25 protein-coding genes are annotated in these 25,269 nt (G+C 52.3%); 17 read left to right on the forward strand and 8 right to left on the reverse strand.

All coding sequences use genetic code 11. The annotated features are described in order from the left end of the window. The first annotated feature begins 75 nt into the window (after positions 1 to 75). A complete protein-coding gene (locus BUQ98_RS10905; protein ID WP_074213863.1) occupies positions 76 to 615 on the forward strand; it encodes a gamma carbonic anhydrase family protein in 540 nt (179 codons plus the stop codon). Here the strand turns inward: BUQ98_RS10905 and BUQ98_RS10910 are convergent. The 3 genes from BUQ98_RS10910 to hemF are packed head-to-tail and all read right to left on the reverse strand — an operon-like array spanning position 612 to position 2,613. Further along, positions 612 to 809 (reverse strand): DUF1488 family protein, encoded by a 198-nt coding sequence (locus BUQ98_RS10910; RefSeq protein WP_074213864.1) that lies wholly within the window; start codon positions 807 to 809, stop codon positions 612 to 614. The genes BUQ98_RS10905 and BUQ98_RS10910 overlap by 4 nt on opposite strands. Positions 810 to 867: 58 nt before the next feature. Further along, positions 868 to 1,692: a shikimate dehydrogenase gene (gene aroE, locus BUQ98_RS10915; protein WP_074213865.1), complete on the reverse strand. Its 825-nt coding sequence runs from the start codon at positions 1,690 to 1,692 to the stop codon at positions 868 to 870. Positions 1,693 to 1,695: 3 nt separating this feature from the next. Continuing rightward, on the reverse strand, positions 1,696 to 2,613 hold the full coding sequence (gene hemF / locus BUQ98_RS10920; protein WP_074213866.1) for an oxygen-dependent coproporphyrinogen oxidase: 918 nt from the start codon (positions 2,611 to 2,613) through the stop codon (positions 1,696 to 1,698). A gap of 178 nt (positions 2,614 to 2,791) precedes the next feature. On the opposite strand from hemF, the gene purE reads away from it, so the two are divergent. After that, a complete protein-coding gene (purE, locus tag BUQ98_RS10925) occupies positions 2,792 to 3,274 on the forward strand; it encodes a 5-(carboxyamino)imidazole ribonucleotide mutase (protein ID WP_074213867.1) in 483 nt (160 codons plus the stop codon). Positions 3,275 to 3,278: 4 nt separating this feature from the next. Then, the gene (locus BUQ98_RS10930; protein WP_074213868.1) at positions 3,279 to 4,427 is read left to right on the forward strand and encodes a 5-(carboxyamino)imidazole ribonucleotide synthase; all 1,149 of its coding nucleotides are present in this window, start codon (positions 3,279 to 3,281) and stop codon (positions 4,425 to 4,427) included. On the opposite strand, the gene BUQ98_RS10935 is transcribed toward BUQ98_RS10930, so the two are convergent. From BUQ98_RS10935 to BUQ98_RS10950, 4 genes are read right to left on the reverse strand one after another with little or no spacing between them, the layout of a single operon-like run. Next, entirely contained in the window at positions 4,424 to 4,981 is a 558-nt protein-coding gene (locus BUQ98_RS10935) for a DNA topoisomerase family protein (protein WP_074213869.1), read from the reverse strand. The genes BUQ98_RS10930 and BUQ98_RS10935 overlap by 4 nt on opposite strands. Before the next feature lie 27 nt (positions 4,982 to 5,008). Next, complete coding sequence (locus BUQ98_RS10940; protein ID WP_074213870.1) at positions 5,009 to 5,482, reverse strand: DUF494 family protein; 474 nt, start codon at positions 5,480 to 5,482, stop codon at positions 5,009 to 5,011. 2 nt (positions 5,483 to 5,484) lie between these two features. Continuing rightward, positions 5,485 to 6,624, reverse strand: coding sequence for a DNA-processing protein DprA (gene dprA, locus BUQ98_RS10945; RefSeq protein ID WP_254813924.1), 1,140 nt, complete (start codon positions 6,622 to 6,624; stop codon positions 5,485 to 5,487). After that, positions 6,584 to 7,645 (reverse strand): LysM peptidoglycan-binding domain-containing protein, encoded by a 1,062-nt coding sequence (locus BUQ98_RS10950; RefSeq protein ID WP_074213872.1) that lies wholly within the window; start codon positions 7,643 to 7,645, stop codon positions 6,584 to 6,586. Before BUQ98_RS10950 ends, dprA begins: the two co-directional genes overlap by 41 nt. 117 nt (positions 7,646 to 7,762) lie before the next feature. Here BUQ98_RS10950 and def point away from each other — a divergent pair, with 117 nt between their 5' ends. The 9 genes from def to BUQ98_RS10995 all read left to right on the forward strand — a co-directional run bounded on the left by def (position 7,763) and on the right by BUQ98_RS10995 (position 16,961). Next, positions 7,763 to 8,275 (forward strand): peptide deformylase, encoded by a 513-nt coding sequence (gene def / locus BUQ98_RS10955; RefSeq protein ID WP_074214215.1) that lies wholly within the window; start codon positions 7,763 to 7,765, stop codon positions 8,273 to 8,275. Between the two features lie 7 nt (positions 8,276 to 8,282). Beyond that, on the forward strand, positions 8,283 to 9,227 hold the full coding sequence (gene fmt, locus BUQ98_RS10960) for a methionyl-tRNA formyltransferase (RefSeq protein ID WP_074213873.1): 945 nt from the start codon (positions 8,283 to 8,285) through the stop codon (positions 9,225 to 9,227). Between the two features lie 103 nt (positions 9,228 to 9,330). Beyond that, entirely contained in the window at positions 9,331 to 10,614 is a 1,284-nt protein-coding gene (rsmB, locus tag BUQ98_RS10965) for a 16S rRNA (cytosine(967)-C(5))-methyltransferase RsmB (protein ID WP_074213874.1), read from the forward strand. A 25-nt stretch (positions 10,615 to 10,639) separates the two neighbouring features. Continuing rightward, positions 10,640 to 12,016 (forward strand): Trk system potassium transporter TrkA, encoded by a 1,377-nt coding sequence (trkA, locus tag BUQ98_RS10970; protein ID WP_074213875.1) that lies wholly within the window; start codon positions 10,640 to 10,642, stop codon positions 12,014 to 12,016. A 124-nt stretch (positions 12,017 to 12,140) separates the two neighbouring features. Then, the gene (locus tag BUQ98_RS10975; protein WP_074213876.1) at positions 12,141 to 13,172 is read left to right on the forward strand and encodes a GGDEF domain-containing protein; all 1,032 of its coding nucleotides are present in this window, start codon (positions 12,141 to 12,143) and stop codon (positions 13,170 to 13,172) included. A gap of 94 nt (positions 13,173 to 13,266) precedes the next feature. Next, positions 13,267 to 13,542, forward strand: a complete 276-nt coding sequence (locus tag BUQ98_RS10980) for a DUF1040 family protein (RefSeq protein WP_074213877.1) — start codon at positions 13,267 to 13,269, stop codon at positions 13,540 to 13,542. 179 nt (positions 13,543 to 13,721) lie between these two features. After that, positions 13,722 to 15,149, forward strand: coding sequence for a cytochrome c oxidase accessory protein CcoG (gene ccoG / locus BUQ98_RS10985; protein ID WP_074213878.1), 1,428 nt, complete (start codon positions 13,722 to 13,724; stop codon positions 15,147 to 15,149). 91 nt (positions 15,150 to 15,240) lie between these two features. Beyond that, positions 15,241 to 16,221, forward strand: coding sequence for a serine/threonine protein kinase (locus tag BUQ98_RS10990; RefSeq protein WP_074213879.1), 981 nt, complete (start codon positions 15,241 to 15,243; stop codon positions 16,219 to 16,221). Between the two features lie 32 nt (positions 16,222 to 16,253). Beyond that, a complete protein-coding gene (locus BUQ98_RS10995) occupies positions 16,254 to 16,961 on the forward strand; it encodes a thiol:disulfide interchange protein DsbA/DsbL (RefSeq protein ID WP_083605276.1) in 708 nt (235 codons plus the stop codon). Here the strand turns inward: BUQ98_RS10995 and BUQ98_RS11000 are convergent, their stop codons facing one another. Then, positions 16,962 to 18,485, reverse strand: coding sequence for a YifB family Mg chelatase-like AAA ATPase (locus tag BUQ98_RS11000; RefSeq protein WP_074213880.1), 1,524 nt, complete (start codon positions 18,483 to 18,485; stop codon positions 16,962 to 16,964). A 489-nt stretch (positions 18,486 to 18,974) separates the two neighbouring features. Here BUQ98_RS11000 and ilvG point away from each other — a divergent pair, with 489 nt between their 5' ends. The 5 genes from ilvG to ilvA are packed head-to-tail and all read left to right on the forward strand — an operon-like array spanning position 18,975 to position 25,256. Then, positions 18,975 to 20,618: an acetolactate synthase 2 catalytic subunit gene (ilvG, locus tag BUQ98_RS11005; RefSeq protein ID WP_074213881.1), complete on the forward strand. Its 1,644-nt coding sequence runs from the start codon at positions 18,975 to 18,977 to the stop codon at positions 20,616 to 20,618. Then, positions 20,618 to 20,875, forward strand: coding sequence for an acetolactate synthase 2 small subunit (ilvM, locus tag BUQ98_RS11010; protein ID WP_074213882.1), 258 nt, complete (start codon positions 20,618 to 20,620; stop codon positions 20,873 to 20,875). The genes ilvG and ilvM overlap by 1 nt, the downstream gene beginning before the upstream one ends. Before the next feature lie 18 nt (positions 20,876 to 20,893). Beyond that, positions 20,894 to 21,835, forward strand: a complete 942-nt coding sequence (ilvE, locus tag BUQ98_RS11015) for a branched-chain-amino-acid transaminase (protein WP_074213883.1) — start codon at positions 20,894 to 20,896, stop codon at positions 21,833 to 21,835. Between the two features lie 17 nt (positions 21,836 to 21,852). Continuing rightward, positions 21,853 to 23,694 (forward strand): dihydroxy-acid dehydratase, encoded by a 1,842-nt coding sequence (gene ilvD / locus BUQ98_RS11020; protein ID WP_074213884.1) that lies wholly within the window; start codon positions 21,853 to 21,855, stop codon positions 23,692 to 23,694. 2 nt (positions 23,695 to 23,696) lie between these two features. Beyond that, positions 23,697 to 25,256, forward strand: coding sequence for a threonine ammonia-lyase, biosynthetic (gene ilvA, locus BUQ98_RS11025; protein ID WP_074213885.1), 1,560 nt, complete (start codon positions 23,697 to 23,699; stop codon positions 25,254 to 25,256). The last annotated feature ends 13 nt before the right edge of the window (positions 25,257 to 25,269 follow it).

Raw genomic sequence — 25,269 nt, forward strand, 5'->3', positions numbered from 1 at the left:
GCTCGCCAGGGTGTAAAACTGGTATCAAACTTACCGTTATCTAACGTTTTATAGCGATATAAAGAGGGATTTGTGATGGCAAAACAGCTGCGCGCTTATAAAGGCATGACGCCTCAGCTTGGCGAACGCGTCTATATTGATGAATCCAGTGTATTGGCTGGCGATATTACGCTAGGCGATGATGTGAGTATTTGGCCGCTGGTTGCAGCGCGTGGTGACGTGAACCATATCCAGATTGGCGCTCGGACCAATGTGCAAGATGGCTCAGTCCTTCATGTTACTCACAAAAATGCCGAAAACCCACAAGGTTACCCGCTGATCATTGGCGAAGAAGTGACAATCGGCCACAAAGTCATGTTACACGGCTGCCGGATTGGCAACCGAGTCCTAGTGGGAATGGGGACGATTATTCTCGATGACGCTGTCATAGAAGATGAGGTACTGATTGGTGCTGGCAGTTTGGTCCCGCCAGGAAAACGCTTAGAGAGTGGCTATCTGTATGTTGGCTCACCCGTCAAACAAGTTCGCCCCCTCACCGACAAAGAGCGTGCTTATTTTGCACGCTCAGCGCAAAACTATGTCGACACCAAAGACATCTACCGCTGCGAGCGCTAGATCACCAAGCTGCCATCGGGCTCAAACGCTTCTGACTCGATGGCCGCTTCCATGTGCTCTTCTATATCAAACCAGACCTGTTCGACGATCGCCTGCGCATTATCCGTGTCCACCGCACAGCCGGCAAGCGTGGATAAGGTAGTAAAGCGGACAGCGCATGGTAACAATGCACCATAAGTTGGCCGTAGAAACAAACACGAGCCTTTGCCGTATCGACCTGCGCTTGGTCCGCAGCCAGAATAAGGGATTGATTCATTGATTGAGTGCCTCTCTTAACTGCTCGCGCACACGTTCGGTTTGTGGCCGACAGCCGCGCCATAGGGTAAAGCTTTCTGCCGCTTGTTCCACTAGCATGCCCAAACCGTCTAAACACCGTCCTGCTCCTTGGTGTTGCGCCCACTGGTTACTGGTTGTGCAGCCAGCTTGATACACCATGTCATAGACAGTGGTCGCTGGGCCAATCGCTCCTTGAGGGAGAGGGGGATGGCTTTGATGTAAGCTCGCCGAGGTCGCATTAATGATCACATCCACGGGCGCCGCCATGGGTCTATCTACGGCGTGACGAGTAATCGGTCCGGCCTCACTAAATGCAGCGGCTAGTTGCTGGGCTTTTTGCTCGGTGCGATTCACAATCATCAGCGATGCTGGCTCTTGCTCCAGTAAAGGAAGCAACACACCCCGTGCTGCACCGCCCGCACCCACGACCATAATGCGCTTATCACGCAGTGCCACACGGTGGTAGTGCAAATCAGTCACCAAACCTGCCCCATCAGTATTATCACCCAGTAGGGAACCATCGCTTTGCTTAACCAGCGTATTCACGGCACCGGCGCGGCGGGCACGCTCTGTCAGTGTATCGACCCAGTCATACGCTTGCTGTTTAAAAGGCACGGTCACATTGGCGCCACACCCTCCTTGCGCAAAAAACGCCTGCATGGTGGTCACAAAGCCTTCGAGCGGTGCTTCAATGGCTTGATAGTCGATGTCTTGTTGGGTTTGCGTCGCAAATGCGGCGTGGATCTGCGGCGACTTACTGTGGCCAATCGGGTGGCCGACCACACAATAACGATCGGTCATCTGTTACCACTCCCTCGGTTTGAGATAGTCACGATAGAGTCTCGCTTCCGGCGCGTCTTCATCGGGTGACCAATTATATTCCCAACGTGCCATCGGCGGCATCGACATCAGAATAGATTCGGTACGCCCACCACTTTGTAAGCCAAATAGCGTGCCTCTGTCATACACCAAGTTAAATTCGACATAGCGTCCGCGGCGATAAAGCTGGAAATCGCGTTCACGCTCACCATAGGGCGTGGCTTTGCGGCGCTGTACTATCGGCAGGTAGGCATCGATAAAGCCTTTTCCAACCGCTTGGGTGTAGGCAAAGCACTGCTCGAATGGCCACTGGTTCAAATCATCAAAGAAAAGCCCGCCGACGCCACGGGTTTCATCGCGATGGGGCAGATAAAAGTAGCGATCGCACCACGCCTTGTGGTCTGCATACACAGTATCGCCAAAAGGCCCACACAAAGCTTTTGCGGTATCATGCCAGTGCTGACAATCTTCCTCGAAGGGATAGAAGGGCGTGAGATCGAATCCACCGCCAAACCACCAAACCGGATCAGAGCCTTCTTTTTCAGCAATGAAAAAACGCACGTTCGCGTGCGAGGTCGGCACGTACGGGTTGTGAGGATGGATCACTAACGACACTCCCATGGCCTCAAAACAGCGGCCGGCAAGCTCAGGACGGTGCGCTGTCGCCGAGGCGGGCATTTGATCGCCAAAGACATGTGAGAAGTTCACCCCCGCCTGCTCAAAGACGTGTCCCTGCCGAAGGACGCGGCTTCGGCCACCGCCCCCTTTCTCACGCTCCCACGCATCTTCAATAAAACGCGCTTGACCATCGTCCTGCGCAAGCTGTTGACAAATATCATCCTGAAGCTGGAGAAAAAAAGCCTTCACGGCTTGTTTATCAATTGTCGACTGACCGTGTGCCACGCTCACATCCTTTGTTACTGAGACTATGTGCTTACTTTACCTGATCCACGCAGTAGGATCTTGACGGAATTTCATTCCCCACCGCTGACGCAAACGTTTTCCTTGCGATGAAATCTGGGTATAATTCGCGCCACGCTCAGCGTATCTTATTCACGCTTGTCATCAAGAAGGACGTATTATGACTGTCGGTATCATCATGGGTTCGCAATCTGATTGGCCCACCATGACACATGCAGCAGCTATGTTGGATCACTTTGCCATCCCTTACGAAACCCGTATTGTCTCCGCCCATCGCACGCCACAGTTACTTGCCGATTACGCCCAACAAGCGGCTGAGCGAGGGATTAAAGTGATTATTGCCGGCGCCGGTGGTGCCGCCCATCTTCCCGGGATGACCGCCGCACACACCAGCCTGCCTGTACTCGGCGTACCGGTCCAGTCAAAAGCATTAAAGGGCATAGACTCATTGCTGTCCATTGCTCAAATGCCCAAAGGCGTGGCAGTGGGCACGCTCGCCATTGGTGACGCAGGCGCAGCGAATGCTGGCCTCCTTGCGGCACAAATTCTCGCAACGGCCGACCCTGATTTGATGGCAAAAGTGGATGCGTTTCGCCGAGCGCAAACTGAAGCCGTTCTCGCTCAACCCAACCCACAAGGGTAAGGCCATGAATATTCTGGTGTTAGGCGCGGGGCAACTGGCCCGGATGATGGCCTTGGCCGGCGCGCCGCTCAATCTTATCGTCAGCGCCTATGATGTGCGTAGTGGCGACATTGTTCACCCACTGACGCTGCAACCACTGGGTCACGGCCTCAATACGGCCATCGCTGGAGCGGATATTATTACCGCCGAGTTCGAGCATATTCCCGCTGATATCTTGCATCAATGCGAGCAAAGCGGGAAGTTACGCCCCAGTGCGCAAGCGATTCTAACCGGTGGCGACCGCCAAATTGAGAAAGCCCTGCTGATGCAAGCAGGCGTCGCCAATGCGCCATACCGAGTGGTGTATACACAGGCTGATTTAGAAAAGGCGGTCGACGCACTGGGGGCACCCTTGGTCCTCAAAAGCACCTTGGATGGTTATGACGGCAAAGGACAGTGGCGCTATCGTGACGGCGATGATCTTCACGCATTATGGGCCGAGCTCGACGCCTTTCTCACCGCGCCTGGGCAACGCGATGGGCAAGCCATCATTGCCGAAGCCATGATCCCCTTTGACCGAGAAGTGTCGCTGATTGGGGTTCGTGGTGCGAATGGTGAATTTGCCAGCTATAGCCTGACCCAAAACCACCACCATGACGGGATTCTGACTTTGTCCGTGGTGCGCCCGGATGAGCATGCCTTGCAAGCACAAGCAGCGGACATGTTGGAAAAGATTGCCAGCGCGCTGAATTATGTGGGTGTGCTCGCGGTGGAATTCTTTGATGTGGATGGCAGCTTGCTGGTTAACGAAATCGCGCCTCGGGTGCACAACTCCGGTCACTGGACACAGCAAGGCAGCGCGTGTTGCCAGTTTGAAAACCACCTGCGCGCAGTCAGCGGCTTACCCCTCGGTCCGACTGATTTAATTCAACCAACTGCGATGATCAATATCTTAGGCCAAGGCAGTGTTCCACTCGCGACCTATCGTGATGCCCATGTGCATTGGTACAACAAAACGCCACGCCCGGGGCGCAAAGTGGGCCACATCAATGTCACGGCGGCATCGGCCTCCGAGCTTGCCACTAAATTAGCCAGCTTAGCCAGTTACCTGCCAAACGATGCCTTTCACGGTTTGCAGTCGGCCGCGTTGGCACTGGCTGCACAAACCGATTAGCCTTCGGTCTCCGATTCTGCAGCCGGTTCATCTTGAATCGCGCTGCAGGGCTTATCGGCACATTGATACACGGTTTTTCCACCTTTTTTCCGCTCAAGTAACAAAGCAAAACCGCATTGCTTACAGATGCCAGCGACCGGTGACGTATTCACGGCAAAATGGCATTTGGGGTATTGGTCACAGGCAAAAAAGCGCTTGCCGTAACGAGAGGTGCGCTCCACCAGCTCACCTTTGTGGCAGGCAGGGCACGTTAGGGTAGTATGATCCGGCTCATCCGGTTTTTCGATATGCGTACATTGCGGGAACTGATCACAGCCAATAAACATACCGAATCGACCTTGGCGTAACACCAATTCTCCCTGATGACAGGCCGGGCAAGCCACGCCAAGGGCTTTTACTACATGGCCATCGCCATGATGTAACGCTTTGGTATAGTGGCAGTCTGGGTAGGCGGTACAGGCCAGAAACGGGCCTCGTTTGCCAGACTTAAACGCAAGAGCGCTGCCACATTCAGGGCAGCGCTCGTCCGTGTTGGGGATGTTTTGTTTATTCATTCACACCTTGAGCTTTGTTTGATGAGGTTAATGCACATACCCCTCTTGCGCGTCATAAAGCATGTCTTCCATCTGCGTATACGCACGCTCATTCCCTGGCACGTTAAACAGTACCATCAGGATCACCCATTTAAGGTCGTCTAAGCCGAACTCTTGGGTTTCTAGTTCCATCACCCGATCAATCACCATTTCACGTGTTTCTGGTGATAAGACACCCGCTTGCTCTAAGAATAGGAGAAAACCTCGGCTTTCTTGATCGATAAAGCGTGTTTCTTGCTCGGTGTAGATTCGAATCGAGCTTTGGGCACTGCCTGATAGGTAAGGCTGTTTATCCGCATTTTGCAACTGTGCTAGCTTTTCTAGCCAGTTCAGGGCCTTGTAAATATCGTCTTGATGAAAACCCGCTCGGGACAATTCATCCGCTAACTCGTCCTGATCGATAATGACTTCAATATCGCTATGGATATAAGTTTCGAACAGGTACATAAGAATGTCCATCATGGCTAGCCCCTCCTCGTTCTGACATAGCCACCGGGTACTGCTGCTACAAGCCCCTGGAGTTCTAAGTCTAACAACTGCATCATGATTTCGTGAACCGGTTGGTTGCAGCGCTCAGCCAGTACGTCGACACACGTCGCGTTAGACCCTACGTTAGCCAACAGCGTGGGAAATGGCAATCCTTGATCCGTATCTAACTTGAGTGCATCACTAAATAATTCGCTTTGTTGACTCACAGCAAACTGAACCAGACTGTCCACCTCGTTCAAAATATCATCAACACAGTCAGTCAAGGTAGCTCCTTGCTTTATCAATTGATGACACCCGCGCGATTGAACCTGGTCAATCGAGCCTGGGATCGCAAACACACCACGGTTTTGTTCCAAGGCATAGCGCGCAGTAATCAAGGATCCACTTTGCGGTGCAGCCTCAACCACTAATACGCCCGCAGACAAACCACTGATCAGTCGATTACGACGAGGGAAATGCTCAGCACGTGGTGGCGCATCAGGCCAAAATTCCGATACCAATGCGCCCTGTTCGACAATCCGGCTGGCTAAGTCACGGTGACGTGCAGGGTAGATACGATCCAACCCACTTCCCAGCACCGCCAATGTTTGCCCGTAGCCATCCATAGCGCCTTTGTGCGCCCGCCCGTCAATCCCCAAGGCCAAACCACTTGTGATCACTAAACCATGCTCGGCCAGTTGTTTAGCAAATTGATAGGCTGTCGTTAATCCAGACTGTGTCGCATGACGGCTTCCTACCATGGCAAGCTGTGGTTTTGCTAAAGCAGCAGGATCGCCTTGCACATAGAGCACCAAAGGTGGCCGCGCTATTTCACGAAGCAGCGCAGGGTAAGCGGGATGGTCAAACCCAATCAGATGGCAGTTCTCTTGCTCCGCCCATTCAAGGCTACAATTAATGACCGCCTCATTGGGCTGAATAATCGCCTGACATTGCTCAGCCGTCAGCCCAACAGCGGCAAGCTCGTGATGCGTTTGCTCGCACAGGGTCTGGATAGGGCGTTTAGCCAGCAGTGCGCGCCGCTGCTGAGCGCGCAATCGGGGAACTTGGGTAAGCAGTAACCATCCTCGCAGCGACTTATCGTACATAGGCCAATTGAGGTGTAGGAGGCACCGCATGCATGCCAGCTTTGATCGGCTGACGAGCTTGGGTTATCACCGCCAAACTGACCCAGGGGTAGGCCCGTACGACCATGGCTTGTCCCATCGGTACGTCAGGCAGTTGCATCGCTGGCTGCGCAATATTGTCGCTCGCGTTTTGATAGCGATAATCACCGGGACCATTTAGCACACTCGCCCCTGTTTCTGTGACAGTAAACACCTGACCAGCACCAACACCATCATTCGCGCCTTTATCGAGCACCACCAGCTGACCGTTCGCCACATATTCGCTACCGTAAAGGTGCCCTAACAAGGTCGCATCCGTTTTAGCGGGTTGTGGCCAGAAGTGAGGGGACTTCTTCTCCGGCAACGGCAGTAATACATCATTGGGACGCACTTCCTGCGCCACTCGAGTTAGCGTCATCACACTGCGTCCGTGGTTACGAGCATTGATACGTCCATCCGCAACATGTTTTAAGCTCACCATGATGATTGGCTCAGCGCTAGCGTCTGGCTTAACGGGACGCAAAAAGGTTTTATCGACCCGAAAAACTTGCCAATCTTCCGGACTTAACGCGGCATCAACATAAACCGTATCCTGTAACGATATATATTGGCGCCCATCCGTTGAGCCAAGCACGCGTGGCAGCGCGACTAAGCGCGCTTTTTCCACCAACATATCTTGTTGTAAATACGGCAAGAGAACAGGGTCAACACTGCTGAGTGCCGATGTTTCAGAAGCATTAGTCTGTTGCGTAATCACACGTCTGGGCTTATAGCTTACTGTCGGCTTTCCCTCCTGCCATGTGAGGGTGAGCTCATCGCCAGGATAAATCAGATTAGGATCGTTTATTGCCGGATTGGCGTACCATACTTCAGGCCATTGCCAAGTATTATCGAAAAAGGTGGCGGCGATATCCCACAAGGTATCCCCACGCTCAACCACATAGCGTTGAGTCTTGGCAGGGCTAGCTGCCATTAAAGGTAGCGCGACAACCAATAACCCAACAGCGACGAGATTGAATAGCTTTCTTGTCATCAATGTCTTCCTCACCAGATGGATGATGCCGATGCTGTCAATTGGCTGTCAAAATGTCTAGAATTAACCCAATTATCCCGTGCCACCTTCGGCACAGTTCAACTTTTACGAGACGTTATGGCTTTACTGAACGTATTAACCTATCCAGATGAACGCCTTCGCACCGTGGCCAAACCGGTGGAAGCGGTCACCCCTGAGATCCAGAAAATGGCCGATGACATGATTGAAACCATGTATGATCAAGATGGCATCGGCCTTGCGGCCACTCAGGTCGATTTTCACCACCGCATGGTGGTGATCGATGTATCAGAGATGCGCAATGAGCCCATGGTGCTAATCAACCCAGAAATCATCGAAAAACGCGGTGAAGATGGTATTGAAGAAGGCTGCCTCTCTGTGCCGAGTTCACGCGCCTTGGTACCTCGTGCTGCCGAAGTGACGGTCCAAGCACTGGACCGTGAAGGCAATCCATTCCAATTTGATGCTGAAGACTTGTTGGCAATTTGCGTACAACACGAGCTTGACCATTTAGACGGTAAGCTATTCGTTGACTATCTTTCGCCATTGAAGCGTCAACGTATCAAGCAAAAGATGGAAAAAATCAAACGCGCTAATCAAAAAGTAAGCTGAGGTCACTTTGAGCACACCGCTGCGTATAGTATTTGCGGGCACGCCGGATTTCGCCGCGCGCCATTTGCAAGCCCTGCTCGGTAGCGAGCATGAGGTGATCGCGGTTTATAGCCGCGAAGACAAGCCGGCTGGGCGAGGCAAAAAACTGACGGCCAGCCCCGTCAAACAGCTCGCCCTTGAGTACTCTCTGCCCGTCTATCAGCCTCGCACATTACGTGACGAAACAGCACAGGCCGACCTAGCCGCACTGAACGCAGATATAATGGTCGTGGTTGCCTACGGGTTGATCCTACCTAAAGCGGTGCTAGAAACGCCAAAACTGGGCTGTATCAATGTGCATGGTTCGGTTCTTCCTCGCTGGCGTGGTGCAGCGCCGATCGAGCGTGCCGTGTGGGCTGGGGATAATGAAACGGGCGTCACCATCATGCAAATGGATGAAGGGCTCGACACGGGTGACATGCTAAAAATAGCCACTCTCCCTATTGATGAGAAAGAGACCAGTGGGAGCCTTTATTATCGCCTCGCGGAACTTGGGCCACAAGCACTGATCGACTGCCTCAATGATATGGCTAAGGGCATTGTCTTAGCTGAACCGCAAAATGATGCCAAAGCAAACTATGCTGAAAAGCTAACCAAGCAAGAAGCACGCATCGATTGGCACCAAGAGGCCACCTTTATCGAACGCTGTGTGCGGGCGTTTAATCCACGTCCAGTCAGCTATTTCACACTCGGTGACCAAAACATTAAGGTATGGGCCGCTAATGCATTGGATATCAATGTAGACACAGCACCAGGTACCGTGATCAACACTGACAAACACGGTATCCAAGTGGCGACCGGAAAAGGCGTGATCCAGCTCACCCAGCTACAGCCACCTGGCAAAAAAGCCATGCAGGCCCATGAGCTGCTCAATGCACGCCGTGAATGGTTTGAAACGGGCACCCAACTATAGGTGAGTGCTGTCGACGCACGAATATAAGGCCAGTACGCTGGCCTTTTTTAATCTGGCGAACAGCATCTTTTGATGCCAATTTGGCCTTTGAATAGGTAAACGTATGAATGTAAGAGCCGCGGCTGCCCGCGTTCTGTATCAAGTGGTCGATCAGGGCCAGTCATTGTCGCAGCAACTCCCCCTTGCTCAACAGCAAATCGCCCCCCGTGATGCCGCCCTATTGCAAGAGATTTGCTACGGCACCTTGCGCTGGTTACCGCGATTAGAGCATATCGTGCAAGTCCTGATGGATAAGCCATTAAAAGGCAAGCAGCGTGTATTCCATCATTTATTACTGGTGGGTCTGTACCAGCTCAACTATATGCGCATCCCGGCCCATGCGGCCGTGGCTGAAACCGTCAATGCCACCAAGCCATTGAAGCGCCCGCAATTACGTGGATTGATTAATGCCATTTTGCGCAATTATCAGCGCGATCAAGCCGCGCTAGACCAAGCCAGTCAAGCACACGATGCTGGGCTTTATTGTCATCCCAGCTGGCTGCTGAAACGCCTTCAGACTGCCTATCCATCTCATTGGCAAGACATCGTGGCGGCAAATCACCAAAAAGCACCGATGTGGCTGCGCGTCAACCGCCAGCACCATTCTCGAGAAAGCTATCAAGCACAACTGCAACAAGCCGGTATTAGCGCTAGCGTTCATCCAAACGCCATGGATGCACTAAAACTCGACACACCTTGCGACGTTTCTCGCTTACCCGGCTTTGACCAAGGCTGGGTCTCGGTACAAGACGCCGCCGCGCAACTAGCGGTCGATTACCTCCAACCAGCGTCTGCAGAACATATTCTCGACTGCTGTGCCGCCCCTGGAGGAAAAACCTGTCATATTCTCGAGCATCAGCCTGATGCCAATGTCACTGCCATTGATGCCGATGAAAACCGCTTGTCCCGGATCAAAGAGAACCTGTCACGGTTAGGGCTTAATGCTGATGTCAAACACGCCGATGCTCGCGAACCAAACGCTTGGCATCAAGGGCCCGCATTTGACCGTATTTTGCTTGATGCGCCCTGTTCGGCAACCGGTGTGATCCGTCGCCACCCCGATATTAAATGGTTACGACGCGATAGCGATATCCACGCCTTGGTCACGTTACAAGCGGAGATATTGGACGTAATGTGGCAGCAATTGGCACCAGGAGGTACGCTGGTTTACGCGACCTGCTCCGTGTTACCGGATGAAAACGCGACACAAATTCGCGCATTTTTAACTCGCGAGCCAACGGCAATATTGCACACCGGCACCCACGACCAGCCAGGACGCCAAATTCTCCCCGGAGAACATGACATGGACGGTTTCTATTACGCATGCCTAGAAAAGCCAGCCAGCTAATCACTAGGCAGGGAGTAAAAATAGCATGAAAATCATTATCTTGGGCGCAGGCCAAGTTGGCGGCACTTTGGCGGAAAACCTGGTTGGGGAGAACAATGACATCACCATTGTTGACCGTGCCCCCGAACGGCTTCGTGAACTGCAAGACAAATATGACTTACGCGTCGTGCAGGGGTTTGCCAGTCACCCTTCGACCTTGCAAGAAGCTGGCGCTCAAGATGCTGATATGCTCGTGGCGGTCACCAACTCAGACGAAACCAATATGATCGCCTGCCAAATAGCCTATACCCGCTTTAATACACCCAACCGGGTTGCTCGGATCCGCAGTCCGGAGTACCTGGCAGTCAAAGAGCAAATATTTAACAGTGACTCCTGTCCCGTTGACCACCTTATCGCGCCAGAGGAGCTCGTCACCCGCTACATTCGTCGCTTGATTGAATACCCAGGCGCTCTACAGGTTGTGAGTTTTGCCGATAAAAAAGTCGGGCTCGTGGCAGTTAAAGCCTATTATGGTGGCCCACTGGTCGGAAAAGCCTTGTCTGCACTTCGTGAACATATGCCACATGTCGATACCCGTGTGGCGGCTATTTTCCGCCGTGACCGACCGATCCGTCCGCAAGGCACGACCATCATTGAAGCCGATGACGAAGTGTTCTTTGTCGCCGCCAGTAACCATATCCGTTCGGTGATGAGTGAGTTACAGCGACTTGAAAAACCCTACAAGCGCATCATGATCGTCGGTGGAGGAAATATCGGGGCTGGCTTGGCCATGGCGCTTGAGCGCCAATACAGCGTCAAATTGATCGAACGCAACCCTACACGCGCCGAACATTTAGCTGAGCTGCTCGAAGAAACCACCGTTTTTTGTGGCGACGCCTCTGATCAAGAGCTACTAAGCGAAGAACATATCGACCAAATTGATGTATTTATCGCTGTCACCAACGAGGACGAAGCCAACATTATGTCAGCAATGCTGGCTAAGCGATTAGGGGCCAAAAAAGTCATGGTGCTTATCCAGCGCGGTGCCTATGTTGACCTGGTTCAGGGCGGCGTGATTGATATTGCTATTTCGCCCCAACAAGCCACCATTTCTGCGCTACTCACCCATGTACGACGCGCCGATATCGTCAATGTTTCTTCACTGCGACGTGGGGCGGCAGAAGCGATTGAGGCCATTGCTCACGGTGATGCATCGACCTCAAAAGTCGTTGGGCGCGCCATCGGCGAGATCAAGCTGCCACCAGGGACGACCATTGGGGCTGTGGTACGTGGTGATGAGGTATTGATCGCGCACGATAAAACCGTGATTCAGCAAGATGACCATGTCGTCTTATTCTTGGTGAATAAAAAGTACATTCCCGATGTAGAGCGCCTATTCCAACCCAGTCCATTCTTCCTCTAATCGTTGCCTGTAGACCCGCGTGTCTGCAGGCTCACGCTTTTTATCTCGATGCTGCCGTTCCAGTGACTTTGGGTATACACTGAACTGAGTCCCTATCTATGTCGCGTAAACAGAAAGGACAGCCATGTCTGACGATCAATTTCAACAATCGACCGTATATTTAAAAAAAGCGGTCCCGCTAATGATGAAATATAAGGTGCCGACCACGCCGACCAACTATGCGCTGTGGTACACCTACGTCGCCAATACGGATCCAAAGCTCAACACCGATGTGGACAACACGGTCAATGAGCATGGCACCTGTAGTCCTTTGCAAAGCGACATCTTGTACCAGAAGCACATGGCGGATAAACATAGTCAAAATATCAGCACACTCAAGCAAAGCCTTGAATCGATGATGACGGAAATGAGTCACTCGATGTCTGATACCATACAAGATACCGATGCCTTTCATTCCGTGCTCGACAGAGCATTCGAACAATTATCTCGCGTTGAAAATGAAGGGCTTTCGATTGATGAAACCATTGCGGTTGTTCGCAACGTCGTCAAAGATTCACAAGCACTCACCCAATCGACGCGCTATTTCAAACACCAGTTGAGTGATGCACAACAAGAAATCGCCCAGTTAAAACAGAACCTCGCAGAAATGACCGAGCAAGCCACGCATGATGGTCTAACTGGCCTATTGAATCGTGCCGCTTTTGAACGTGAACTCACCGCATATATTGATAGTCCACAAACTTGGCCATTCTGTCTCATCCTCGTTGATCTCGACCACTTCAAAAAACTCAACGACACTTATGGCCATGTATTGGGCGATATCGCGTTAAAGCAGGTCGCCAAGCGGTTGCTCGATTACTGCCGGGACGGCATACAAGCATTTCGTTATGGCGGAGAAGAATTTGCCCTACTGTTGCCACAAAAACGCCTAAATAGCACCAAACGTACTGCCGAAACTCTGCGGGCGGCTATCGATAGAATGGTGATAAAAGATCGACGGCGCGGTCAAACCTTGGATCATATCACCGTGTCCATGGGGGTTGCCGAATACGATGAGCAAACACGCGAATCAGGCGCGGATCTCATTTACCGTGCCGACCAACATCTCTACAATGCCAAAAACCTCGGGCGTAATCGCGTGATGCCGATAAATTAACCGTCACCTGATGGGAATTTGATCCTGGCTAAGTTTCCACCTAGTCCGGTCGGGCAAAATGGTATTTTTTACGTGCCACACAAAGGATGCCATCATGCACTGCCATCGTATTAACGAATTACTCGATTTGCTCAATCAATCTTGGCAACAAACGCCCGATCGCTCACTCGTAGCGATGCTGACCCTGATTGCCCAAGAGGCAGGGCATAACGATGACTTGACCACCCTCTCCGACGATACATTGATCTATCAACTCAAAATGCGGCTAGAAGAGAGTCATGCGCCTATCCCCGGCTTAGCAAAAGACAGTGAAGATGACTTTAAGGCTGCTATTTTACGCGCACGAGGAATTCATAGCGCGAAAAAGTGAGCAAACCACCACGGCTAATCGTCTGTTATAGCTGGAATTCGTCAACTTTGTGGCTGTGTCTAAAACTATGACTCTGGTAGCGTATTCACGGCGTTCGCTGCGCTACAATCACAGGCAACAATGATAATCAGGGCCTGGCAATGCACCATGGACCCGACATCCCAAGGAAAGCCAATGTCATGAGCGATAAAAAGATAAACGTCAAAGACGTGACTGCAAAAGAGTACAACCCCAAAACCCATAAAGGAAACGATGATCGCTTTAATCCCAGCAATCGCATCTATGTGCGAGCAGTCAAAGGGTATTATCAGCGTATGCGACGCTATATGGGCTGGTTCTTCATGCTGCTGTTTCTGGCCATTCCATGGATCCCCTATCAAGGCCGGCAAGCCATTCTATTAGATATTGGTAACCAGAAATTCACCTTTTTTGGCACCACATTGTGGCCACAAGATCTGACCTTATTAGCAGCGCTACTGATGCTTTCGGCATTTGGCCTCTTTTTTATTACCACTTTTCTTGGCCGCGTCTGGTGTGGATACTTGTGCCCACAAACGGTTTGGACCTTTCTCTTTATCTGGTTTGAAGAAAAACTAGAAGGCGCTGCCAATAAGCGTCGTAAGCAAGATTCCCTCAAACTTACTCCATCGCTCGTGGCACGCAAAACAGCGAAGCATGCGGCTTGGTGGGTGATCTCATTGGTTACAGGGGCCACCTTTGTAGGCTACTTTGTCCCCATGCAAGAACTGGCCGTAAACCTGATCACGTTTGATACCAGTTTCTGGATCGGTTTCTGGGTCATTTTCTTTGCCGCTTGCACCTATGGTAATGCGGGTTGGATGCGCTCAATTATGTGTATCCATATGTGTCCTTACGCGCGCTTCCAATCAGCCATGTTCGACAAAGACACCTTTATTGTCGCTTATGATGCACAGCGCGGAGAAAAACGCGGCCCTCGCCCACGTAAAAAAGATCCTAAAGCATTGGGGCTGGGCGATTGCATTGACTGTAACCTCTGTGTGCAAGTCTGCCCGACGGGTATCGATATTCGTGATGGCCTTCAGTATGAATGTATTAACTGTGGTGCCTGTGTCGATGCCTGCGATGAAACCATGGATCGGATGGGATATGAGCGAGGCCTGATCAGCTACACCACCGAGCACAAGTTGGAAGGCAAGAAAACCGCGGTGATGCGGCCAAAACTAGTGGGGTATGGTGCCGTCATGATCATCGTCACCGCGATGTTTATTTATCTAGCCATGTCGGTCATGCCGATGGAGCTTGATATCATACGCGACCGTAATCAGCTTTATCGTATCAACAACCAAGGTCTGGTTGAGAATACCTATACACTAAAAATCTTAAACAAAACACAGTCAGATGAAACCTACCAGCTCTCGGTTAAAGGGCTCGACAAGGTGCAATGGCACGGACCACAAACTGTCAATGTACAAGCGGGGGAAGTGTTCTCTCTTCCTATCAGCCTCGCGGTAGACACCTATGACATGGAGCAACGCATTGCTGATATCACGTTTATGATGGAGCGTGAGTCTGGTGAACAACAAAAAGTCGCCACAGCAGAAAGCCGCTTTATTACTGACTTGTAACCCATAAATTACCGCACTCATACCAAGGGCGCAGGCAGCGCCCTTTTTATTTGTTACCATGGCTTTTTCTTTTGTCATTCCCAGGTGGAGCATGACCGAGATAGGCTTTGACTTTCACACTCTCACCCCAGATGTTCAACTGAATGCGATTGAATCGGTCGGGATTTATCCTCAATCTGGCCTGCTCGCACTGAACAGCTATGAAAACCGGGTCGCTCAATTTGTCGCCGATGATAACCACCGCTATGTGGTGAAGTTTTACCGTCCCGCCCGTTGGTCTGATGCACAAATACACGAAGAGCATGCCTTCTGTCATGAGGTGGCCGAGGCTGATATTCCAGTCGTTGCGCCGATTCAACGTGATGGCACTAGCCTCTTTCACGCATCAGGCTTTCGCTTTGCCTTGTTCCCCAGTGTCGGGGGACGAGGATTTGAAGTGGATAATTGGGACCAACTCGAAGCCGTAGGTCGGTATTTGGGGCGACTCCACCAAGTAGGTGCGGCAAAGCCGTTTCAATCGCGCGCCAAGTTTGATCTCGACAGCCACCTCTATCAGCCTCGTCAAACGCTGAGTGAAGCCAGCCTCATTCCTGAAGGCATTCAATCCACGTTTTTTTCTGACCTTGACCGCTTGATCGACGCCATTGCCGCACGTTGGCATACTAATTGGCCTGCGATCCGCTTGCATGGCGATTGCCATCCAAGCAATATTTTATGGCGAGATGGCCCGTTATTTGTCGATTTTGACGACACTCGCAACGGTCCAGCGATTCAAGATTTATGGCTATTTTTAAACGGCAGTCGCGCCGATCAACTCGCTCAGCTCGATACACTGGCGGAAGGCTATCGTGAATTTTGCGACTTTCCCGCCGAACAATTGCAACTGATCGAGCCTTTGCGTGGTCTGAGAATGGTGCATTACATGGCGTGGCTGGCAAAACGTTGGCAAGACCCTGCTTTTCCACGTGCATTTCCCTGGTTTGCTGATGCAAAATACTGGGAAGGTCAGGTGCTCGCGTTTAAAGAACAACTTGCCACCCTAGAAGCGCCGCCGCTTACGCTGTATCCGTAAGCGCTTAATCGAAAATGGAGAGTCATTTAATCATGTTAAAGAAACTGTTGCCTGTGCTACTCATTCTAGGCTTAACCGCCTGCTCTGAGCCTGAAAACGTGACACAGACGTCATCTGAAAACACGCAAACGACAAAAACGGCTCAGACGCAAAGCGAGCCTGCAGCCTCAATCGACATTGCCGACGCCAAACCAGGCCGCTTTAACGCAGGGGAAGATTACCAAGTACTGGATACACCCGCGACGGATACGCCAACAGTCACCGAGTTTTTCTCCTTTTACTGCCCACACTGTTATCAGTTTGAACCCCTAGTCCAACAGCTCAAACAGCAAGTCCCGGACAATGCAAAAGTGGTTAAAAACCACGTGTCCTTTATGGGCGGTGATATGGGTGATGTCATAACACGCGCTTACGCAACCGCGGTTGTATTGGATGCGCAAGACACCATTATTCCCGTACTGTTTGATCGCATCCACGTCGCACAGAACCCGCCAAAATCGTTAGCGGATGTTCGCCAGATGTTTATCGATAATGGCATTGAGGGCAGCGAGTTTGACGGCGCTTATAACAGTTTTGCCGCTAATTCAATGGCCAAGCGTTTTGACCAATCATTCCAAAAATCGGGATTACGTGGTGTGCCTGCGGTGATCGTGAACGGTAAATACCATGTCACACCAAAAACAGTAGAAACACCGGAAGAATACTTCCAGTTAATCAACTACCTACTCACCCAGAAGTAATCAACTGACTTGGGCGTTGAGATGGCGAAGTAAACTATCCATCGCCCGATACCCCAGCGCCTCCGCTAAATGGGGACGGGAGATCTGGGCATCACCCCCCAGATCAGCAATAGTGCGTCCAACCTTAATGATTCGATGATAGGCACGCACAGACAGCCCCAGCCGATGTAAGGCCTGCTCTAAAAACGCAGCATCAGTATGAGCGAGCTGGCAATGTTGCTCCATTTCGCGGTTAGTCAGTAATGCATTCACCTTACCTTGCCGTATCAGCATACGCTCACGCGCAGCCGCTACCCGCGCTTTCACTGTCTGTGTTGACTCGCCACGATCCCCTCCGCTAGAGAGACTGCCTCGTGGTAGCGCAGGTATATCAATCGACATATCAAACCTATCCAATAAAGGCCCAGATAAACGCGCTAAATAACGCAGAATTTGTTGTGGATTAGACCGAGCCAATTCCCCTTCATGATGACCGGTTGGACTGGGGTTTAATGCACCGATCAGTTGGAAGCGAGCCGGAAAACGGGTTTTGCCGTTGGCGCGCGAAATCACAATTTCTCCCGATTCCAGCGGCTCGCGCAACGCATCCAGTACACGACGCTCAAACTCGGGCATCTCATCAAGAAACAACACACCATGATGAGAGAGAGAAATCTCGCCTGGACGAGGCACACTGCCACCGCCAACGAGCGCAGCCATGGAGCTGGAGTGATGAGGACGACGAAAAGGGCGTTGTCGCCAGTTTCCTTCATGGAGTGGCTGCTGGGTTAACGAGGTGACGGCTGCCGACGCTAACGCCTCATCATCATTCATCGGTGGCAGCAGGTCACACAAACGCGAGGCGAGCATAGTTTTGCCAGTCCCTGGCGGGCCAACAAACAGTAAATTATGGGAGCCACTGGCAGCAATTTCTAACGCCCGTTTCCCTTGCTGCTGGCCGATAATATCGCGTAGACATTGGGTTGAGTCTGGCGTTTCATCCCCCTTAGCCGTTGCGTTTAAACGTAAACGTTGCTGGCCAGCCAAATGCTGACCCACAGCGATAAGATCGGGCGCCGACACATGCCGCTCATTGTCTACCAATGCCACTTGACTGGCATTATCATCAGGGACCACCAGGGCGCGTTGTGCCTTCTGGCTAGCAAGGGCGGCCGGTAAAGCCCCTTTGACCGGACGAAGTTGCCCCGACAAGGCCAATTCACCCAAAAATTCAAAGGCATTTAACCGCTTATCCGGCAGCTGCCCCGACGCGACCAAAATACCTAACGCGATGGGAAGATCGAATCGTCCACCCTCTTTAGGGAGATCAGCAGGGGCAAGGTTAACGGTGATCCGTCGTGAGGGAAACTCGAAATTAGAGGTGACGATCGCACTCCTCACTCGATCACGGGCCTCTTTGACCGTCGTTTCCGGTAACCCAACGAGCGCAAACCCCGGTAACCCATTGGATATATGCACTTCCACGGTCACACTCGGTGCCTCTACGCCCACACAGGCTCGACTGTGAACTATCGCCAACGCCATATTTCCCCGCTCAGCTTTATGCAATGACTATGAAACTCGACTCTTATACTGCCGTGCTAATCGGCGATTCAGAGTAATTTTTTCTTGTCATGCGAGTGAGGTCTGTGATACCACTACAAATGCACAACAATTAAACACAAGATTCGGCGATAGATCGAGTCCGTGACTGACCTGTAACAAGCAGGCATAAACACAAACACGATTAACAAAAAGCTCATGAAATGGGCTTAAATAAAAGATAAGACAGACAAATGTTAAATTTCGCTATGGTCCTTATTATTCGCCTCATCGTGGTCATTATTCCGCGAGGGGTGTAGGTACGCGAAAGACAGCAGCAACATCGCAACCAAGCCCCCGCAACCACCAGGTTCGGGGGCTTTTTTCATTCATGTGGCCGTGCCACGCGACAACGGAAGTAATAATGATGGAGAGCGCAGAAACAGAGCACTCGTACACCTGCCCTCCCCGCTCCGACGGGGAGGGACAACGATGACAGGTGCTCAATGGGTGGTAAAAGCGTTACAGCAACAAGGCGTTGATACCGTTTTCGGGTATCCGGGGGGCGCCATCATGCCTGTCTACGATGCGCTTTTTGACGGTGGTGTTGAACATATCTTGTGTCGCCATGAGCAAGGTGCCGCCATGGCCGCCATCGGCTACGCCCGCGCCAGTGGCCGTCCTGGTGTCTGTCTTGCGACATCCGGGCCAGGCGCCACGAACTTAGTCACGGGGCTTGCCGATGCGATGATGGACTCGGTACCTGTGGTCGCGATCACCGGCCAAGTCGCCAGCCCACTGATAGGGACAGATGCCTTTCAAGAAATCGATATACTCGGCTTATCACTCGCCTGTACCAAACACAGTTTTCTGGTCACCGATCCGGCCGAGCTGACCACCACCTTGGCTCAGGCATTCGAGATTGCACAATCAGGCCGACCCGGCCCGGTATTGGTGGATATCGCCAAAGATGTGCAACAAGGCTTGATCCCTGATACCACAGTTAAGATCACCACGCCATCTATCGCGCCACTCAACAAAACAGATATCGACCAGGCGAATGCGCTTATCCGTACCAGTCAGCGCCCCATGGTCTACCTAGGCGGTGGCGTCGTGCTCGGTAAAGCCACCGAGGCGTTACGCGATTACTTAACTCGCAGTCAGCTGCCTGTGGTCAGCACGCTGAAAGGCTTGGGCACGGTTGAATCAAACTATCCGTATTACCTGGGGATGCTCGGCATGCATGGCACCAAAGCCGCGAACCTCGCGGTACAAGCATCCGATTTGCTGATTGTCATCGGCGCGCGCTTTGATGACAGAGTGACCGGCAAGCTCGATACCTTCGCCCCTCACGCGAGCGTGGTGCATCTTGATATCGATGCGGCCGAAATCAATAAACTGCGCCGTGCACAAGCACCAATTTGCGCCCCTCTCAATCAAGTGCTTCCTACTCTGGCATGCCCTGATACTTCACCGGCATGGCGGGAACAAATTACCGAATGGCAAACCTCGCACCCGTGGCGCTACGACCACCCTGGCGAAGCCATCTATGCGCCGGCCTTGCTCAAAAATCTGTCGGATAGGATGCCAGCGAGCACAGTGGTCGCCACCGATGTGGGTCAACATCAAATGTGGGTCGCACAACATGTTCGTCCCTCACGGCCGGAGAACCTGCTGACCTCGGCGGGGCTTGGTACCATGGGGTTTGGCTTGCCTGCCGCGATGGGCGCCAAAGTGGCCCGTCCCGAGGATGAAGTCGTACTCGTGTCCGGAGATGGCTCATTCATGATGAACGTCCAAGAGCTCGGCACGCTAAAGCGTCGCGGTATCGGCGTAAAAATCATCCTGCTGGATAACCAGCGTTTGGGCATGGTACGCCAATGGCAACAACTGTTTTTCGATCAACGCTACAGTGAAACCGACCTGTCTGATAACCCGGATTTTCTCACCCTGGCACGCGCCTTTGATATTCCAGGACACACTATCCATCGCAAAGAGGAAGTTGACGATGCGCTCAACACTCTGATGACGCATCAAGGCCCTTACTTGCTGCATGTGGCTATCGATGAGATGGAAAATGTATGGCCGCTGGTGCCACCTGGTGCCGCCAACCAACAAATGATGGAGAAAAGCTGATGACACAACACCAATTTTCCATTCACGCCACACATAGCCCTGAACTGCTCGAGCGTGTTTTGCGTGTGATCCGTCATCGTGGTTTCACGGTTTGCCAGTTCAACATGTCTTTGCCTTCAGAAGGCGGCCACGTCATTTTTGATGTCACCGTCGAAAGCCAAAGAGCGATCGAGACCTTGCGACCACAACTGACTAAGCTATGGGATGTGGCAGAGGTCATGATGGCCTCATCCAACAAACAATCCCTACGCGCATAACCAAAAAGGAAAAAAAGAATGTCGACAAATACCGCTGATTACATTTGGTCTAACGGTGAAATGATCGCTTGGCAGGATGCCACTGTGCACGTACTCACCCACGCCATGCACTATGGCACCTCAGTGTTTGAAGGGATCCGTTGCTACGACACCCCAAACGGCCCCGTGGTATTTCGCCATCGCGAGCACATGCAACGCTTAAAAGACTCGGCCAAGATTTATCGTTTTCCGATCCCATTTAGCGTGGATGCCTTGATGGAAGGTTGCCGAGAAACCCTACGCGTGAACCAGCTTCGCTCCGCCTATATTCGCCCGCTTGGCTTTGTCGGTAACGTAGGTTTAGGGGTCTGCCCGCCACCCGATACGCAAATGGATATCATCATCGCCGCCTTTAGTTGGGGAAGCTATTTAGGTGAAGAAGCACTCGCCCAAGGCGTGGATGCCATGGTGTCGAGCTGGAACCGTGCCGCGCCCAATACCATTCCGACCGCAGCCAAAGCCGGTGGGAACTACTTATCCTCTCTGTTGGTGGGTGGCGAAGCACGTCGTCACGGTTATGCCGAGGGCATTGCCTTGGATGTGCGTGGCTATCTTTCTGAAGGCGCCGGTGAGAACCTCTTTATCGTGAAAAACGGCGTGATCAGTACCCCACCGGCCACCAGCGCCATTTTGCCAGGGCTCACACGCGATTCGATCATGACGCTCGCCAAAGCACAAGGACTCACCATTCGTGAAGAGCCGATTGCGCGTGAAGCCCTGTACCTGGCTGATGAAGTCTTTATGACCGGCACCGCCGCCGAAATCGTCCCGGTACGCAGTGTCGACCAAATTACCGTCGGTGAAGGCCAACGTGGCCCGATCACCACCTCGCTACAACACGCCTTTTTTGGCCTGTTTGATGGTACTACCGAAGATAAATGGGGCTGGCTTGACCCGGTCCACCCAGACCAGCGCGCATAAGGCAAAGGAGTCGTAATATGCCAACCTATCGTTCCAAAACTACCACCCACGGTCGTAACATGGCTGGCGCGCGTGCATTGTGGCGCGCCACCGGCGTCAAAGATGATGATTTCGGTAAACCCATCATCGCGGTCGTCAACTCATTTACCCAATTTGTCCCCGGTCATGTCCACCTTAAAGACATGGGTCAGCTGGTCGCGAGAGAAATTGAACAAGCTGGCGGGATCGCCAAAGAGTTCAATACCATCGCTGTCGATGATGGTATCGCCATGGGCCACGGCGGCATGCTCTACTCGCTGCCTTCTCGCGAGATCATTGCCGATTCCGTGGAATACATGGTCAACGCCCACTGTGCCGATGCCATGGTCTGTATTTCCAACTGTGACAAAATCACCCCGGGCATGCTCATGGCGTCGATGCGGCTGAACGTGCCGGTGATTTTTGTTTCGGGTGGCCCCATGGAAGCAGGGAAAACCAAGTTATCCGATCAAATCCTCAAGCTCGATTTGGTCGATGCGATGATGCAAGGGGCCAACCCGGATGTGTCTGATGAGCAAAGCGAGCAAATTGAGCGTTCCGCTTGCCCAACCTGCGGGTCTTGCTCGGGCATGTTTACTGCCAACTCAATGAACTGCTTAACCGAAGCACTCGGACTCAGCCAGCCCGGTAATGGCTCGATGCTCGCCACTCATGCCGACCGCGAGCAGCTGTTTATTAATGCCGGCAAACGCATTGTCTCACTCGCCAAGCGCTATTATGAGCAAGACGACGACAGCATCCTGCCCCGCAATATTGCTAACCGCGCCTCCTTTGAAAACGCCATGGCCCTTGATATTGCCATGGGCGGCTCGACCAATACGGTGTTGCACCTACTTGCCGCCGCGCAAGAAGGTGATGTCCATTTCGATATGGATGATATTGATAGGATGTCACGACAGGTGCCTCATCTTTGCAAAGTGGCCCCCTCAACTCAGCAGTATCATATGGAAGATGTTCATCGCGCCGGCGGTGTGATGGGGATCCTCGGTGAACTCCAACGCGCCCATTTATTGAATATTGATCAGCAAACCGTGCTGGGCATGAGCCTTAAAGAGCAACTGGCGCACTATGACATCATGCAAACCGACGATGAAGACATCAAAGCCTTTTATCGTGCTGGACCCGCCGGGATTCGTACCACGCAAGCCTTCTCGCAAAGCTGTCGTTGGGACACCCTGGATGATGACCGTCAATCAGGCTGTATTCGCGCTCTAGACCATGCCTTTAGCCAAGATGGCGGCCTCGCCGTGTTGCAAGGCAATATTGCCTTAAAAGGGTGTATCGTCAAAACCGCAGGGGTCGATGAAAGCATCCTGACTTTTGAAGGGCCGGCGGTGGTCTTCGAAAGCCAAGATACGGCAGTGGAGGCCATTCTCGGCGGAAAGGTCAAAGCCGGTGATGTGGTAGTGATCCGCTATGAAGGACCAAAGGGTGGCCCTGGGATGCAAGAAATGCTCTATCCCACCACCTACTTGAAGTCGATGGGACTCGGCAAATCGTGCGCCCTGCTCACCGATGGCCGTTTTTCTGGGGGGACGTCCGGGCTGTCTATTGGTCACGTCTCACCGGAAGCGGCTAACGGTGGCATCATTGCCTTAGTTGAAAGTGGCGATCGGATCCGCATTGATATCCCCACCCGTGAAATCAGCTTGCTGGTGGATGAGGCCACACTCGCCACTCGTCGCACTGAGGCCAACGCCCGAGGCTGGAAACCAAAAGATCGCCAACGTCAGGTTTCTTACGCGTTAAGAGCCTATGCCACACTCGCCACCAGCGCCGATAAGGGCGCGGTGCGCGATCGCAGTAAATTGGAGGAATAAGCATGCAGCAGGCGCAACCCTCACCCGCACAACCGATGGACGGTGCCGATTACCTTAGGGATATCTTGCGCGCGCCTGTTTATGAAGTGGCGATAACGTCGCCACTTCAAACCATGAAGCGCTTGTCTGAGCGCTTAGCAAACACGGTGCAACTCAAGCGTGAAGACCGCCAACCGGTTCACTCCTTTAAACTCCGTGGTGCACACAATATGATGGCACAACTGAGTGACGCGCAAAAGAAAGCTGGCGTGATTGCAGCCTCTGCCGGTAATCACGCCCAAGGGGTCGCCTTATCGGGAAGCAAGCTAGGCGTGAAAGCAACCATTGTCATGCCCCGTACCACGCCGGCGATTAAAGTCGATGCGGTACGTGGCTTTGGCGGCAACGTGATCTTACACGGGAATAACTTTGATGAAGCCAAAGGCATGGCGCAAGCGCTTGCCGAAGAACACGGTTACACATTTGTGCCGCCTTTTGATCACCCACAGGTGATTGCCGGACAAGGCACCATTGGTTTGGAATTAGTGCAACAAAATGGCCACCTTGATTATGTCTTCTTACCGGTCGGTGGTGGAGGCATTGCTGCTGGCGTCGCCGTTCTCATCAAGCAGTTAATGCCCAATATCAAAGTTATCGGCGTGGAAGCCGAAGACTCAGCGTGCCTGCGAGCAGCGTTGGATGCGGGTTTTCCTGTCACCCTTGATCGCGTGGGGACCTTTGCCGATGGCGTGGCGGTTAAACGAATTGGCGATGAATCCTTTCGGCTTTGTCAGCAATACTTGGATGACAGCATCACGGTGTCGAGTGATGCGATTTGTGCCGCCGTGCAAGATATTTTTGAAGACACCCGTGCGATCTCCGAACCTTCCGGCGCACTGGCCCTTGCCGGGCTAAAACACTACGTGGAGAAACATCAGTTAAAAGACAAACAAATGGCCGCTGTCTTATCAGGCGCGAATACCAACTTCCATTCGCTGCGTTATGTATCAGAACGTGCAGAGCTGGGTGAAAAACGAGAAGGCTTGCTCGCCGTCACCATTCCTGAACAAACGGGGGCGTTTTTCAATTTCTGCCAGATATTAGGCGATCGCGCCGTGACTGAATTTAACTATCGTTATGGGGATGAACAGCTGGCGAATATTTTTGTCGGTGTACGACTGCTTGGGGGCCAAGAAGAGTTGGATCATATTATCAGTGACCTTCGCCAAGCAGGCTACCCTGTAGAGGATTTGTCTGACGATGAAATGGCAAAAGTGCACGTACGCTATATGATTGGTGGGCGTCCATCCGTCAACCTCAATGAACGTTTATACAGCTTTGAATTTCCTGAATACCCGGGGGCGCTGCTGCATTTCTTGCAGACACTGGGCACCCAGTGGAACATTAGCTTGTTTAACTACCGAAACCATGGTTCAGACTATGGCCGTGTGCTATGTGGGTTTGAGATTGGCGATAAAGATCTACTGGCATTTACCGCACACTTACGCAAGCTCGGCTATGGGTGGAAAGATGAAACATCGAACCCCGCCTATCGCTTCTTCCTCTCTCGCGCCACCCCCTAAATCCATAAAGGGT

Source organism: Salinivibrio sp. ES.052 (genome assembly GCF_900141775.1).
GTDB lineage: Bacteria > Pseudomonadota > Gammaproteobacteria > Enterobacterales > Vibrionaceae > Salinivibrio.